Source organism: Flavobacterium fluviatile (assembly GCF_010645065.1).
GTDB classification, from domain to species: Bacteria; Bacteroidota; Bacteroidia; order Flavobacteriales; family Flavobacteriaceae; genus Flavobacterium; species Flavobacterium fluviatile.
Window position 1 is genome coordinate 159,778 of sequence record NZ_JAADZW010000007.1, and the last position, 15,492, is coordinate 175,269.

Sequence of the window (15,492 nt, forward strand, 5' to 3'; positions counted from 1 at the left end):
ATTTCTCTTTAAAACAAAAATCAGTCCGAAAGTTAATTCTTTACTAATTATTACCTGAGATCTATTTCTGCCCTCGCAATAATGATGTTTTTATATAACTCATTTTCTTCCTTTTTCTTGCATTGATAAATGAGTTCTTCCATAGTATTGTATTTCCCTGAATAGACATAATATGAAAGACTGTTGATGTTAAAAAAGAAACTCGCATTAAAATCGCCTGAATCAATGAGTTTCATTATAAATTGGTCTCTTGGCGCTGCATCTGTAAATGTACCTAAAACCAGATAATATCCATTAGGAACTTCTTTAAGATTATCAAAAACTTCAATTTTTATGTTTTTTTCATTCTTAAACGGGTTTTCTTTGAGTTCCTTTTTCATTTCTTCCAGTGAAACTGCTTTTGAAGTTTCTGCAGATCCTGATTTTTTTATTGCTTCATCCTGATACTTTTTCAGTTTTACCAAAGCCAGTTTATCGTCAAATTTTCTGGCTTCCATACTATAATAAGAAGCTTTGCTGATATGTCGTTTTACCTCAATTTTTTTCTGAACATCTAACGAATCCATTTTCGCAATTAAAAGCTGATTTTTTGCATCTCCTCGTTCCTGTTCAATTTTATATCGCTTGATTTCTTCTAATGAAAGTCTTTGCTGTATTGAGGTAACATTATTCTTTTTTTCGCTTTCTCGGATTTTTTTCTTGTATACCTGATTTTCCTGAACAGCAATCTCTTCAACTCTATTCATCAAACCTGCGTATGCTTTTCTGTTTTCAGACAGTTCCTTTTTCAACTGTGAAGACAACTCACTGGTTTTTCCGATACTCTCATACGATTGTTTTTCTAAACGTTTCGATTCTTCAACATTGAGAATATCCATTCTTTTTAATTCAACCAAATCATAATTCATCGTATTGATCAACGAATCCAGCTTTACCATCAGGATGTCCTGCACATTTTTATTAGCTTCTAAAACCAGTCTAAGTTTCTCAACCGAATTCTCTTTAGAACCGTTCAGATCATTCAGATTCATTTTTAGATCATTGATTTTTATGATTTTCTCATTCATTTCTTTCTGAACAATTAATCTGTCTTTTAAATCATCAATTTCAACCGTTTTTGCTTTAGTTTTTTCAACCACAACTTGTTTTTCGGCAAGAGCAAGCATTAGTTCTTCGCTTTCGTTGGCTGGTGTTATTGCTGTAGTATTGATTGCCAGTTTATTTCCAACAATTAATCCGTTTACAATTTCTGGGTTTTGAGATTCCAGCTGCTCAATTGTAATACCATATTTTTTAGAAATAGAAAATTTAGTCTCTTTAGGTTCTACTATATGAAAAACCGTTTCTTTATTAATCACACGAACTCTTCCGTCGAGCGTTTTTCTTTTGTTCGGAATTGAAATTGTCTGACCAATTTGCAATCCGTTTTGCAGTAAATCTTTATTTAAATTTTCAAGATCCTGAACCGAAACATTGTATTGTCTGGCAATACTAAACAACGATTCTTTGGCAACAACTAAATGTGTTGTTTTAGAAGAATTTGTGCTTTCAGTTTTTGTAAAATTTGAATTTTTCTGCGGAATAACTAATTCCTGCCCAACCTGAAGTCCGTTGGCAAGAATTGGATTTGCATTTTGAAGTGCTTCTACAGAAACATTATATTTTCTTGACAAACCGTAAAGTGTTTCCTTTTCTCCAACAACATGAGTAATTTGCTGGTCTGACTTTGGTTTTTCTGAGGAATGAACCGGAATCTTAATAATCTGGTTGTCTTTGATTCCGTTTTGTGATTCGGGGTTGAGTTTGTAGATTTCGTCAACCGAAACCTTATATTTTTGGGCTATAAAATAAGCAGTTTCCCCTTTTTGAATTTTGTATTCAATAATTGAATCTTGCGCAGCTATTTTGTTAAAAGACAAAATAAACACAAGAGAAATGGTTAAAAGTTCTCTCATAAATAGTAGGTTATAAAAAATTAAGGCCTTACAAATGTAAGACCTTAATTTTAAATTATGCTACTATTCCCACTCAATTGTTGCAGGTGGTTTTGAACTAATATCGTAAACAACACGATTCACGCCTTTTACCTTGTTGATAATATCGTTTGATACTTTCATCAGGAAATCATAAGGCAAATGAACCCAGTCAGCAGTCATACCATCTGTTGATTCAACAGCTCTAAGCGCCACTACTTTTTCGTACGTACGTTCATCGCCCATCACACCAACAGAATTTACAGGAAGCAAAATTGCTCCGGCCTGCCATACTTTATCGTATAATCCCCAGGATTTTAATCCTTCGATGAAAACAGAATCTACATCTTGTAAAATCCTAACTTTCTCCGGAGTAATATCTCCTAAAATCCTGATTGATAATCCAGGTCCAGGGAAAGGGTGCCTTCCTAATAATTCAGGATCTATTCCTAATGTAGCTCCTACTCGTCGCACTTCATCTTTAAAAAGCATTCTAAGCGGTTCTACAATTTTTAATTTCATATAATCCGGCAATCCACCAACATTATGGTGTGATTTAATGGTAGCGGATGGACCTTTAACCGAAACAGATTCGATAACGTCTGGGTAAATTGTTCCCTGCGCTAACCATTTTACATCTTCTAATAAGTGTGATTCATCGTCAAAAACCTCGATAAATACACGACCAATTGTTTTACGTTTGGTTTCAGGATCACTGATTCCGGCTAATTCAGAAAGAAAACGATCTCCGGCATCTACTCCTTTTACGTTCAACCCCATTCCTTTGTATTGATCTAATACATTTTGGAATTCGTTTTTACGTAAGAGACCATTGTTAACAAAAATACAGTATAAATTTTGTCCGATTGCTTTGTTTAATAAAACTGCTGCTACAGTAGAATCTACTCCTCCGGAAAGTCCTAAAACGACTTTATCGTTACCAAGTTTTTCTTTTAACTCTCCCACCATTTCTTCTACGAAAGCATTTGGTGTAAAGTTTTGAGGAACTTCAGCAATTTTAACTAAAAAATTCTCCAGCATTTTTGATCCGTCTGTCGAATGGAAAACCTCCGGATGGTATTGAATTGCATATGTAGTTTCGCCTTCGATTTTGTAAGCTGCAAATTCTACATCGTGCGTACTTGCTAACTTTACAGCATTTGTTGGAAGCGCTTTGATACTATCGCTATGACTCATCCAGACCTGGCTGTTTTCTGAAACTCCTTCAAAGAAAGTTTCATTGTCTTTTATATAAGATAAATTCGCTCTACCGTATTCTCTGGTATTTGAAGCCGCTACTTCGCCTCCGCTAAAGTGTGCTAAATATTGGGCTCCGTAACAAACGGCAAGCATTGGAAGTTTACCTCTTATTTGCGATAAATCAGGATGTGGAGCATCTTCTGCACGAACAGAAAAAGGACTTCCTCCTAAAATTACTGCTTTGTAAGGTGATAAATCACTAGGAAAGTGATTGTAAGGAAAAATTTCGCAGAATATATTTAATTCGCGAACTCTACGCGCAATAAGCTGAGTGTATTGCGATCCGAAATCTAAAATAAGTACGTTATGTTGCATGCGCAAAAATACTTTTTATATTCGAAAATGAAAAATCGGAACAATGAAAAATTTATTTTTTTTCATTGCTCCGATTTTTAGGCACTAAGGTTCAAAGTTGCAAAGATTCAGATTTTAAAATTGCTTTTCAACTTTGAGCCTTAAAATTATTCTTTTGTTACAATAATTGAAGCTTTAAAACCTGCCGCAAGATTGTTCCAATAATCATTGGTAATTAACGTACCTTTGTCATCAAAAACCTGAATTTCAGCAGTATTCCCTCCAAGAGAGCCAATATTTAATGCTTCAAAATCAAGTTTGTTAAAACCATTTGAAAGTATAATTTTTACTTGCTTGAAATTACTATCTAAAAATATTTGGCTCTGAATGATCTGATCATTTGAAGATACCTTTACCAAATCACCGTCTATGGCTCCAAAATCCCTGAATTTCACAATAAAATAAGCTGATTTGGTTTTAAAATCTCCTAAAGAAATATTCTTTTTAATCAATTCTCCTCTTCCCTCTTTTAATCCGGCTTCTCTCAAAGCTTTATCCAGATCTTTTTCCATTTTAGGAATATACCGATCACCAGGATTGGCAAATTTATTCTCTGTTGACATAGAAAAATTGCTTTTCTCCTCCCCTATAGTAAATCTGGATTTTGGAGTGATACTTGTATTATCAAAAACATTTGGTGTCTTAATACCTGGAATATCCGTATTTTCTGTCTGTGGGTTCTTAATTTCAGGAGCAGGTATTTTCTTCGGTTTAGCATCAAACTTTGGAGCAGGTATCGATTTAAACCCCGAATTAAGTTCCTGAGCAGAAACTGTCAAAGCTGTAAAAAACAATATGAAAAATAAAATGTGCTTCATTGAAAAAGTATTTATCGAAATCGGCTTTAAATCTTATAAAATCAACAATATCGTATCGCAAAAATAGTATAATTTAATTTGCAGGTAGAACTTTATGACTTTTATAACAATATATTAGGCTAATTTTTGCAATCAAAAAACCTGCCATTTTTATAATTCAATTAAAAAAATCCAAACTCCAAAAATGATTCAAAAACAATATTCTTTTCATTCAAAAATAACCACATTGCTTTGATAATTAACAACTTATTCTTAACTTGATTGTCTATTTATTATATTTCAAAAATTCAGAAAAATGGATTATATCGACTATTATAAAATATTAGGAATAACAAAATCGGCAACGGAAGCCGATATCAAAAAAGCTTATCGAAAACTGGCAAGAAAACACCATCCTGATTTGAATCCAAATGATAAGGAAGCTGAGAAAAAATTTAAGGAAATAAATGAAGCCAATGAAGTTTTAAGTAATCCTGAAAATCGTAAAAAATACGATAAGTATGGAAAAGACTGGCAACATGCAGATGAATTTGAAAAAGCAGGTTATAATCCGAATCAGCAACAGCGATATTCAGGACAGCAAGGCAGTCAGGACTTTTCAGGTTTTGGCGGAGGGAATTTCTCCGAAAGTGATTTTTCAGATTTTTTCAATTCCATGTATGGTTCGGGAAGAAGCTCCAGAAGCCAGTCAAAATATCGTGGTCAGGATTTTAATGCTGAATTGCAATTAGACCTGGTTTCGGCATATACGACTCACAAACAAAGTTTAACTGTTAATGGAAAAAATATCCGGATTACAATCCCTGCCGGTGTAGAAAACGGCCAAATCATCAAAATCCCGGGACATGGCGGACCTGGTGCAAACGGAGGTCCCAATGGTGACTTATATATTACTTTCCTGATTGAAAACAATTCTGTTTTTAAACGTGAAGGAAATAATTTGTATGCTGATGTAGATCTTGACCTGTACACAGCAATTTTAGGAGGCGAGATCAATGTTAACACTTTTGATGGAAAAGTAAAAATAAAAGTTCCGGCTGAAACACAAACCGGAACAAAAGTCAAGCTGAAAGGAAAAGGATTCCCTATGTATAAAAAAGAGAATCAGTTTGGCGATTTATTCATTACTTATAAATTAAAAACTCCGACAAAATTATCCGAAAAAGAAAAAGATTTATTTAAAGAATTATCTAAAATAAGAAATCATGAATAGTAAAAATTTAATTCAGATAAAACAATTTTGTCTGTATCACGAAATCGAAAACACCTTTATAACAAAACTGAATAATTATGGTCTGGTTGAAATTGTTATTTTAGACGAAGATGAATATCTGCAGCCGGAACAACTGCCAATTGTAGAGAAAATGATGCGTTTGCATTATGACCTGAAAATTAATTTAGAAGGAATTGATGCTATTACACATTTACTTAGCAAAATTGAAGCCCTGCAGCAAAAGCTAAACATTGTACAAAATAAACTTCGCATTTTTGAACAGCATGAAACAGAATCCTGAAAACAAATCACTTTAAAATATCACAAAAAAGGGCAAATTACAGCGTGATTTCAAAAAAATTCCTCTCATTTAACTGACGTATTTTATAAATTGCAGCGTATTTAATAACCTGAATTTGCCTATAAAACTAAAAAGCAAATTCAATAAAAACAGAAGAAATGAAAAGAGAGAACATCTTAACAGGATCGCCGTGGGAAGACAAAATGGGATATTGTCGTGCTGTAAGAATTGGCAATATTATTGAAGTTTCCGGTACTGTGGCTATTGTTGATGGCGAAAAAGTGAAAGCCGATGATGCTTACGCACAAACTTATAATATTCTGGAACGCATTGAAAAAGTATTAGAAGATCTAAATGTAGGAATGAAAGACGTTATCAGAACAAGAATTTTCACTACCAATATTGGTACTTTTGAAGAAGTTGCCAGAGCACATGCTGTTTTTTTCAAAGATGTAAAACCAACGACCGGTTTTTATGAAATAAGCAAACTGGTTGCACCTGAATATTTAGTTGAAATTGAATTTACAGCTGTAATACAGGAATAATTTTTTTGTCACGAATTTCATTTATAACTTTTAAAATTCGTTTTAATTGGTGAAATTCGTGGCAAAATTTCTCTAAATGTGTCTTCAAAAATTAAAAGAAATATTTCTGACAATCTCCAAGTGGATTCTCATTTGTGTATTAATTGGCTTTTTTTCAGGATCTGCATCAGCTTTCTTTTTAGTTTCACTGGAATTTGTTACACAATTTAGAATTCAGCATAACTGGATTATCTGGTTTTTGCCTCTGGGCGGATTAATCATTGGATTGACTTATCATTATTGGGGAGAATCTGTTGTAAAAGGCAACAATTTACTCCTTGAGGAATATGAAAACCCTCAGAAAGTAATTCCGTTTAAGATGGCTCCTTTAGTACTTTTAGGAACCTTACTTACTCATTTATTTGGGGGGTCTGCCGGCCGTGAAGGCACTGCTGTACAAATGGGCGGTGCTATTGCCGATCAATTCACAAAAATTTTCAACTTAGATAATTCCGAAAGAAAAATTCTGATTGTTCTTGGAATCAGCGCGGGTTTTGCATCCGTTTTCGGAACTCCATTGGCAGGCGCCATCTTTGCGCTTGAAGTTTTGTATTTCAGTAAAATCAATTTTAAAAGCATTGTTTTGTCGTTTTTAGTGGCATATTTCGCTTATTTTACCGTTGAGTTTTGGCAGGTAAAACATACACATTATAGCATTCCGGTTGTTCCTGAATTTAATTTTACCATCTTGTTCTACACCATTTTAATTGGAATTTTATCTGGCTTAGCTGCTTTACTTTTTTCCAAGAATGCCCATTTTTGGGGTTCTTTTTTTTCGAAAAATATAAAGTTCCCGCCATTAAGGCCTTTTATTGGAGGAATCATTTTAGCGATTGCATTTGCAGGTTTCGGACACACAAAATTTTCAGGATTAGGTATTCCGGTAATAGTGGATTCTTTTTCGAATCCTAATCCATGGTATGATTTTTTGCTTAAAATATTGTTTACCGGATTCACTTTGGGTGCCGGTTTTAAAGGCGGCGAAGTAACACCTTTATTTTTTGTGGGTGCTGCTTTAGGAAGCGCATTGTCAATCGTTATCCCAATGCCTATTGCACTTTTGGCCGGTCTGGGATTTGTAGCTGTATTTTCCGGCGCTACCCACACTCCTATCGCCTGCACTTTTATGGGAATGGAATTATTCGGAATTCAGCCGGGAATTTTTATTGCTATAGCCTGTACAATTGCTTATTTCTCTTCGGGTTCTGTTGGGATTTATAAATCTCAGATTGCGAAAGGTCCAAAGTATAAGTTATATCAGAAGTTAAATTCCAATTTTTAAATTCCAAATTTCAAAGCTCAGAATAACCACTCAATAAAGTGAATTTTTCAAATCTTTTAATTCTTGGCGAATTTATGCGAAAACAATTTCGGTCATTAAAACTTATAACTCTTAACTAATAACTTCCAACCTATAAAAGTGTGTTAATCTACAAAATGATTTCAGCATTACACTAAAAAAATGTAAATTCGCACACTATGAAAATACAAGATATTGAGGCGATAAAATTATTACTCGCAACCCCAAAGAAAATTGCAATAATTCCGCATAGAGGTCCTGATGGTGACGCTATGGGTTCAACCTTAGGTTTATACCACTTTTTACTAAAAAACAATCATCAGCCAACCGTGATTGCCCCGAATGATTTTCCTGATTTTCTCGCCTGGCTTCCGGGTTCTGAAACTGTAAAAATATTCGAAAAAGATACTCAAAACTGTACCAAAATATTAGAAGAGGCTGAACTGATTTTTACACTTGATTTTAATGCTTTTCATCGTACGGGTGAAATGGAACATACTTTAGCCAGACTGACAGCGCCATTTATCATGATCGACCATCATGAAAAACCACATGATTACGCAGCTTATACCTATTCTGATACTGCTTTTGGTTCTACCTGCGAAATGATTTATAATTTCATATTGTTTTTAAACAAAAAAGAAGACATAGACAAAACTATTGCAACCTGCATTTATACAGGGATATTAACTGATTCAGGTTCCTTTCGATTTCCTAAAACCACAGGAAACACACATCGTATAGTAGCAGAATTAATTGATTTAGGCGCAGACAATACCGAAATTCCGGTTTTATTATACGACAACAGTTCCTATAGCCGTTTGCAATTATTGGGACGAGCTTTGGAGAACATGAAAATATTATCAGAACATAAAACTTCCTATACATCCCTGACACAGGAAGAACTTGATTCTTTTAAATATGTAAAAGGGGACACAGAAGGAATAGTGAATTACGGATTAAGCATAAAAGATATTGTTTTCACAGCTATCTTTATTGAAAACAAAGAAGAGAACATTATCAAAATATCTTTCCGTTCACAAGGCGGATTTGATGTAAATCAGTTTGCAAGGGATCATTTTAATGGCGGAGGTCATATAAACGCCGCTGGTGGAAGATCAGAAGTTTCAATGGAAGAAACCCTGCAAAAGTTTGAAGATTTAGTAACTAAACTAAAAATATAACCCAATATGAACTACTTAAAACTAAGCATTTGTACGTTGCTTTTTACTGTTTTATTTATTAGTTGCAAACATCACGAGGAAGCCAGAAGACCAATTTCTCAGGCTTCAGGAACATTCATGAAGAAATCGGCCGACAGAAACAAAAAACTGGTAGCAAATGAAGAGGATGTGATAAAAAAAATCATCAAAAGTAATCCGAAAGTAAAATATTACGCCACCAGAAAAGGCTACTGGCTATACTATGACGAAAAAAATACTACCGATACCCGTACTCCGCGAAAAGGAGATATTGCCTACTTTAATTTAGAAATAAAAGATATTAAAGGCAAAATCATCTATTCTGAAGCTGAACTTGGTCCGCAAACCTATTATGTAGATAAACAAGACATCATGATGGGATTGAGAGACGGAATCAAACTAATGCACAAAAATGAAACTGTCACCTTCTTGTTTCCATCACATATTGCGTATGGATATCATGGAGACAACAAAAAAATCGGAACCAATCAATCCCTAATCTGTACAGTTACTTTACGTAATTTCGTTCCTGATCCTAATGCAACAGAATCTCCTGCTACAGACTCGACAAGACAAACAACAACCGTAAAAACTACAACGAAACAAACTCCAAAACCTACAGCGGTAAAACCAGCGGCTGTAGCTAAAAAAGATACAATAAACCCATAAAACAACTTTTTAAAAAATGAAAAAGAGTATTCTACTATTACTATTAGCCGTTACTTCATTTTATTCCTGTAAAAACGAGCATAGCAATTTACCAGATGGTTTATATGCTGATATTGAAACGAACAAAGGACATATTATAGTTGCATTAGATTATAAAAAAGCCCCGGTAACTGTTGCTAATTTTGTAACACTGGCAGAAGGAAAAAATGAATTTGTAACGAAAGATTACCTGAAAAAAAAGCCTTTCTTTGACGGATTGAAATTTCACAGGGTTATTGAAAATTTCATGATTCAGACCGGGGATCCGGAAGGAACAGGCTCTGGAGATACCGGTTATAAATTTAAGGATGAATTCTCAGATTTAAAATTTGATAAACCTGGTATTCTGGCAATGGCCAATAACGGTCCGGGGACAAATAGCAGCCAATTCTTCATTACACATGTAGAAACTCCATGGCTTGACAATAAACATACTATTTTTGGGCATGTTGTTGATGCAAAAGATCAGGAAGTCGTTAACAAAGTACTTCAGGATGATACCATTGTTTCTGTAACTATTATCAGAAATGGTGAAGAGGCAAAAAAGTTCGATGCTGTAAAAGTATTTCATGATTATTTTTCAGAGATTGCAAAAGAACAAAGTAAGTATGCCGGCATTCAAAAAGAAAAAGCAGCTTCATTGACTGCCTTGAAAGCAAAAGCTACAAAAACAAATAGTGGCTTACAATATGTAATTACTGAAAAAGGTTCAGGAAAAAAGCCGGCTGCAGGCACACAAGTTTACATTAGCTACTCAGGTTTTTTAGAAGACGGAACTTTATTTGATTCAAGCTCTCCGGATATATCAAAAACATTTGGAAAGTTTATTCAGGCAAAAGCGGATGCAAACGGATATCAGCCAATACCTTTCACAGCGGGAAGTAAACAAGGATTGATCCCTGGATTTATTGAAGGAATTGAGCAGCTCTCTTTTGGAGATAAAGCGGTTATTTTTATTCCGTCACATCTGGCATATGGCGAATCCGGAGCCGGAGGTGTAATTCCGCCAAATGCAAATATTATTTTTGAAATTCAACTATTAGAAAAGCCACAATAATTATTTTTAACCAACATTGATTAAAATCAATATACAATGAAGCTTAAATTTTTATTTCTTTTTTGCCTGGCAATATTTAATATTCAAGCGCAAACTACTAAAAAACCTGCACAGAGGCCAAAAGCCGCTACAACAAAGCCAGCGTCAAAAACAACGACTAAGACAAATAATCCTGCTGAAGGTATTTTTGCTACTATTTCAACTACAAAAGGCGATATTGTTTTGACTTTGGAATATATAAAAGCACCTGTAACAGTTGCAAACTTTATTTCTTTGGCAGAAGGTAAAAATCCAAATGTTAAAATAGAAAAACTGAAAGGCAAACCATTTTATGACGGACTAAAATTCCACAGAGTAATCAATGACTTTATGATTCAGGGTGGTGATCCTGATGGAAACGGCTCAGGAGGTCCGGGATATTCTTTTAAAGATGAATTCGTAAAAGAACTAATATTTGACAAAGGCGGTATTTTGGCTATGGCTAATTCTGGTCCTGCAACGAATGGAAGTCAGTTCTTCATCACACACAAAGAAACTCCGTGGTTAAACGGAAAACACACGATTTTTGGGCATGTCGTTTCAGGAATGGAGAATGTGAATAAAATTGTTCAGGATGATATCATGAACAAAATAACTATTACACGCAAAGGCGCTGCTGCCAAAAAATTTGATGCATTAAAAGTTATTGCTGATGATGCTAAAAAAGAGGAAGCAAAAAAATCAGAAGCTCAAAAAGTAGTTAAAGACAAAGCGGCTTATTTTGCAGCCAACAAAGCAAAAGCTACTACAACTGCATCTGGGTTGAAATATGTGATTACACAAAAAGGTACTGGCGTTAAAGGAGCTGAAGGATCTACAATTTATTTTCATTATGCAGGATATTTTGAAGACGGAAATCTTTTTGACAGCAGTATGGCTACTGTAGAAAAAGCATACGGAAAATATAATCCTAACAGAGATGCACAGGGAGGATACAAATCATTTCCTTTTACTGTAGGTAAAAAAGATGGTATGATTCCCGGATTTATTGAAGCGCTAGATATGATGACAGACGGAGATAAAGCCATCTTCTTTCTTCCTTCAAATTTAGCCTATGGAGAGAAAGGTGCCGGAGGAGTAATTCCGCCAAATGCAACCCTGATTTTTGAAATTGAAACCTCCAATAAGCAACAGTAAAATTGTTTAAAACAAATTTATAAAACAAAAAGAGGCTGTCCAAAAAGCATGGGCAGCCTCCTATTTTTTGTTATCGGATCAATTTTACATAGGCACTGTAGGCGTCGTCTTTGATAGAGGTCCGCAGGTAAACTTCGTTTTCGTCTTTTGTTTTAAATTCAAACTGAATTAAAGCAGCATCAGAAAAATAAAACAAGGATTCATCATCGCTGGCAAATTCAAAATTCGAAATTGGTCTGGTGGTTAATTTAACTTCTGATGCTATCTCACCATTCGTTAAGTCTATTTGAAAAAGTTTTCCTTTGCGGGTATATCCCCAAATGTTATCACTTTCTTCAATCATGTAACCTATATTATCCGCATTAAAATCTGTTTTCCATAATTGTGTTCCTGTATTTGCATCCAAAGCGTAGATTGAAGTAACTTCAGAACCTTGTGCTGCAAAGTATACTTTTTTGTCTTTACCAAATATATGTTCCCCTACATTATTTTGGTTTTCATCAAATTTAAATTCCCACAAAACATCTAATCTATCCGGGCTTAAAGCATAAATTGTATTTTTTTCATTAGCTATAAATATAGTTTCCCCGTCAGTGGCAGGTTTTCCGGAAATGGCTGTTTCAAAACTTTTTTGGCTAAGAAGTTTTCCTGTATTTGCATCAAAACTATAAACATTTGACCCACCCTGGGTAAAAACTTTGTTGTCAAAAAAAAGAACCGGCATATCATTATTTGCGGAATCTAACTTGTAGCTCCATGCCAGACTGCCATCTTTTACATTAAGAGCATAAATACTATTATTTGGACTTTGAGTCGTTATAAACAGTTTGCCATTATTGATGACCGGAATTTGATTTTTTAATATAATTTGATCTGTACTATTACCAAATCTGGATTTCCAAAAAATTTCACCGGTTTGATTATCAATCGCAAAAATTTCGCCGTTTATAAACGGAACATACAAAACCCCATCAAGAAGCGTTACTCCGTTTGCGCACATTTCAGTAAAAGCATCTGTAGCTTTTACAGTCCAGGCAATTGTTTCAGATTCTAAATCAAATGTAAAAAGAGTGCCATCGTAATCATAAATCAGGATTAAAGCTTCATCCAACGGAACCTTTTTTACCGGCCTTAATGTCTTATTAGTGAAAACATCAGCAGCTGAAACGGTATTTGCAGGATCAAGAGTTTCATTAGGTTTTGGTGTTGCCGGAACTTGTCCAAATACATTTACAACAGTAAATACAACTAGTAGGATTATATTTTTTTTCATTTTTCAGATTTGATTTTCGATTTGGGTAGAATTATTTGAAATGGAAATCTAATATTTAAATTAAAAAACTGGCTAAATTATAGATTCATTAAAACCAACAACCAAACAATATATATGCCAAATATAGTAAAAAACTATTATAGGGATTTTAGGAGTTTTCATAAGTTCACTTGATAGTGAATTAGAGTTCAAAAACAAGTTGATTGGAAAGCGAAAACATTTTTATTTATATTTCTAGCTTTATTAAATTTAACTAGTGAACTCATTTCTATCGATAACATCCATTTGCTTTAAACAAATTTAGATAAGGAATTCATTTGTTGCACTTGCCAAAAATGAGAAGACCGGAAAAAAAATTTATAAAATAAATTTCTTAAGTTTTTTTTGGTTGCTGTCAGGGATTATAAAAACGGTTCCGTTAGCCGGTGTTTAAATGAAAACAACACAAGTCCTACTTTTGATTTAATATTGAATTTTTCAAATAAAGCAGCCCTGTAAACTTCAATGGATTTTATTGACAGATTCATAATTTCGGCCATCTGTTCATAGGTTAATTCTCTTTCATCACAAACTAATCTCAGGAAATCAAATTCTCGATGCGTTAAAACAATATTTTCCTTTTTTTCGTTATTGCTATCATAATTGCGCACGCGCTTAAGAATTTCAGAAACGTTGTTATACCCTATTTTAATAATGTTATCAATAGCAAATTTCAAATCGTGAGCTGTACAATTTTTATGCAGAAACCCTCTGGCGCCATGATGGTAAGCAGCATCGATTATTTGTTCGTCAAGATGCTGTGTCAACAATAATACTTTAAACTCTTCCTCCTTTTCTTCCAGTGCCTGCAATACTTCAATACCGCTCATGTGTGGCATGGAATAATCCAGAATGTAGATATGTGGAGGCGGATTTATGGGTAGAGCCTGCAGGAAATCATCACCATTATCAAACTCTTGTATTACTTTATAGTTGCCCATTTTAGACAGCAATTCTTTTAAGCCTTGTCTCACAATAGAATGATCATCAATTATGCAAATAGTAGTATGTTCCATGCTTTAAATTCTTTTATTTTCAAAAAGGGTAATTTTAGTTCCAGATCCTATTTGGCTTTCTACAGCTAAAACATAGTTTATGCTATTGGCTCTGTTAATCATGTTTAGCAATCCTAAAGACAATTTACTTTTTTTATCTGCAAAATCAAATCCTTTACCATTATCTCCAATTATCATTTTAAAATCAGGACTGGTGGTTATCAAAATACTCATTTTAGAAGCTTTGGCATGTTTAAAAACATTATTGATACATTCCTGAAAAATGCGGTAAATAATTATCTTTTCATTGTCATCAAATTTCTTAACCTCGATTTCTTCAAAGGAGTATATAATGTCAATTTTGGTATTTTTTTGCAATCGCTTTATTTCGGCAGCTATAGCTTTTATCACATCTTGCTGTAACAACAATTGACCATTTAAGGCATGACTGATACTTCTTATTGATTGTGATAAATTAGTAACGGATTGTGACAATGGTTCTAATGTTTTTTGCAACTCAGGAGAATCTAGTTTAATATTTTCTATCTGAAAATTAATGTAGGTCAATTGCTGTCCGGCATCATCATGAAGATCCTGAGAAATATTATTGAGTACCTGCTCCTGCGTTTCAATTACAGTTTGGGTAATTCCTTTTTGGAAATCGAGATCTTTCTGATGCAGAAGTTCTGTGTATTTTTTTATCTTATTAAAATAAAGACGAATCAGAATAACACAAAAAAATAGTATTAAACCAATAAAGATAAAGGCTATTATTATTCCTATTACGACTTGATTCATTTGTAATTATTTTTTTCTCTGTAAATGTAAATATTGATTAAAGTATAATAGGCGATACAAACTATATTAACAATGAAGACATATAATGTAACCTGACCAAATAAAATTATTTTTGTAACCCCCAAGGGTTTGAATCCCAGTAATAATCCCATACCAAAAAAGAAATAAACGGGTGCAAACAAAAGCAGATAATTATTAGATAAAAAATACATTAAATTTTCTTCTTTCAACTGCTTATAACTTTCATAAATGAAAAGTGAGACATATAAAAGAGCACCAAAAACAAAGGTGTAATAATTATATTCGTCTGTTATTTCTATAACTATAAAATTGATAACAGAAAAAAGAATAAAAATGGACAGTATAATATTTGATATTTTTTTTCTGTTTAAGGTTTCTTTAAAAGCCAGCATCCAACAAATATCATGAAATACAATACTG

At 33.7% G+C, this 15,492-nt stretch carries 14 protein-coding genes; 8 read left to right on the forward strand and 6 right to left on the reverse strand.

Features of this window, described 5'->3' with window-relative positions:
• Positions 1-50 precede the first annotated feature (50 nt).
• The 3 genes from GXM17_RS10065 to GXM17_RS10075 form a co-directional block, all read right to left on the reverse strand.
• Positions 51-1,955 carry a LysM peptidoglycan-binding domain-containing protein gene (locus GXM17_RS10065; RefSeq protein WP_163399206.1) on the reverse strand — a complete coding sequence of 635 codons (1,905 nt, stop codon included), beginning with the start codon at positions 1,953-1,955 and terminating at the stop codon, positions 51-53.
• Positions 1,956-2,018: 63 nt separating this feature from the next.
• Positions 2,019-3,548 (reverse strand): glutamine-hydrolyzing GMP synthase, encoded by a 1,530-nt coding sequence (gene guaA, locus GXM17_RS10070; protein ID WP_163399207.1) that lies wholly within the window; start codon positions 3,546-3,548, stop codon positions 2,019-2,021.
• A 146-nt stretch (positions 3,549-3,694) separates the two neighbouring features.
• Entirely contained in the window at positions 3,695-4,405 is a 711-nt protein-coding gene (locus GXM17_RS10075; RefSeq protein ID WP_163399208.1) for a hypothetical protein, read from the reverse strand.
• A 295-nt stretch (positions 4,406-4,700) separates the two neighbouring features.
• Here GXM17_RS10075 and GXM17_RS10080 point away from each other — a divergent pair, with 295 nt between their 5' ends.
• The 8 genes from GXM17_RS10080 to GXM17_RS10115 all read left to right on the forward strand — a co-directional run bounded on the left by GXM17_RS10080 (position 4,701) and on the right by GXM17_RS10115 (position 11,946).
• Complete coding sequence (locus GXM17_RS10080; RefSeq protein WP_163399209.1) at positions 4,701-5,618, forward strand: DnaJ C-terminal domain-containing protein; 918 nt, start codon at positions 4,701-4,703, stop codon at positions 5,616-5,618.
• Positions 5,611-5,919, forward strand: a complete 309-nt coding sequence (locus GXM17_RS10085) for a chaperone modulator CbpM (protein ID WP_163399210.1) — start codon at positions 5,611-5,613, stop codon at positions 5,917-5,919. Before GXM17_RS10080 ends, GXM17_RS10085 begins: the two co-directional genes overlap by 8 nt.
• Positions 5,920-6,077: 158 nt before the next feature.
• The gene (locus GXM17_RS10090) at positions 6,078-6,464 is read left to right on the forward strand and encodes a RidA family protein (RefSeq protein ID WP_163399211.1); all 387 of its coding nucleotides are present in this window, start codon (positions 6,078-6,080) and stop codon (positions 6,462-6,464) included.
• A gap of 76 nt (positions 6,465-6,540) precedes the next feature.
• Positions 6,541-7,785: a voltage-gated chloride channel family protein gene (locus GXM17_RS10095; RefSeq protein WP_163399212.1), complete on the forward strand. Its 1,245-nt coding sequence runs from the start codon at positions 6,541-6,543 to the stop codon at positions 7,783-7,785.
• Positions 7,786-7,982: 197 nt separating this feature from the next.
• Positions 7,983-8,987, forward strand: a complete 1,005-nt coding sequence (locus tag GXM17_RS10100; RefSeq protein WP_163399213.1) for a DHH family phosphoesterase — start codon at positions 7,983-7,985, stop codon at positions 8,985-8,987.
• 6 nt (positions 8,988-8,993) lie between these two features.
• Entirely contained in the window at positions 8,994-9,674 is a 681-nt protein-coding gene (gldI, locus tag GXM17_RS10105; protein WP_163399214.1) for a gliding motility-associated peptidyl-prolyl isomerase GldI, read from the forward strand.
• A 16-nt stretch (positions 9,675-9,690) separates the two neighbouring features.
• Positions 9,691-10,770, forward strand: coding sequence for a peptidylprolyl isomerase (locus tag GXM17_RS10110; protein WP_163399215.1), 1,080 nt, complete (start codon positions 9,691-9,693; stop codon positions 10,768-10,770).
• A 36-nt stretch (positions 10,771-10,806) separates the two neighbouring features.
• Complete coding sequence (locus GXM17_RS10115; protein ID WP_163399216.1) at positions 10,807-11,946, forward strand: peptidylprolyl isomerase; 1,140 nt, start codon at positions 10,807-10,809, stop codon at positions 11,944-11,946.
• A 70-nt stretch (positions 11,947-12,016) separates the two neighbouring features.
• Here GXM17_RS10115 and GXM17_RS10120 read toward each other — a convergent pair whose 3' ends face one another.
• The 3 genes from GXM17_RS10120 to GXM17_RS10130 all read right to left on the reverse strand — a co-directional run bounded on the left by GXM17_RS10120 (position 12,017) and on the right by GXM17_RS10130 (position 15,051).
• Entirely contained in the window at positions 12,017-13,219 is a 1,203-nt protein-coding gene (locus tag GXM17_RS10120) for an outer membrane protein assembly factor BamB family protein (protein WP_163399217.1), read from the reverse strand.
• A 401-nt stretch (positions 13,220-13,620) separates the two neighbouring features.
• Positions 13,621-14,274: a response regulator transcription factor gene (locus GXM17_RS10125; protein ID WP_163399218.1), complete on the reverse strand. Its 654-nt coding sequence runs from the start codon at positions 14,272-14,274 to the stop codon at positions 13,621-13,623.
• A 3-nt stretch (positions 14,275-14,277) separates the two neighbouring features.
• Positions 14,278-15,051 carry a sensor histidine kinase gene (locus tag GXM17_RS10130; protein WP_163399219.1) on the reverse strand — a complete coding sequence of 258 codons (774 nt, stop codon included), beginning with the start codon at positions 15,049-15,051 and terminating at the stop codon, positions 14,278-14,280.
• Positions 15,052-15,492 lie beyond the last annotated feature (441 nt).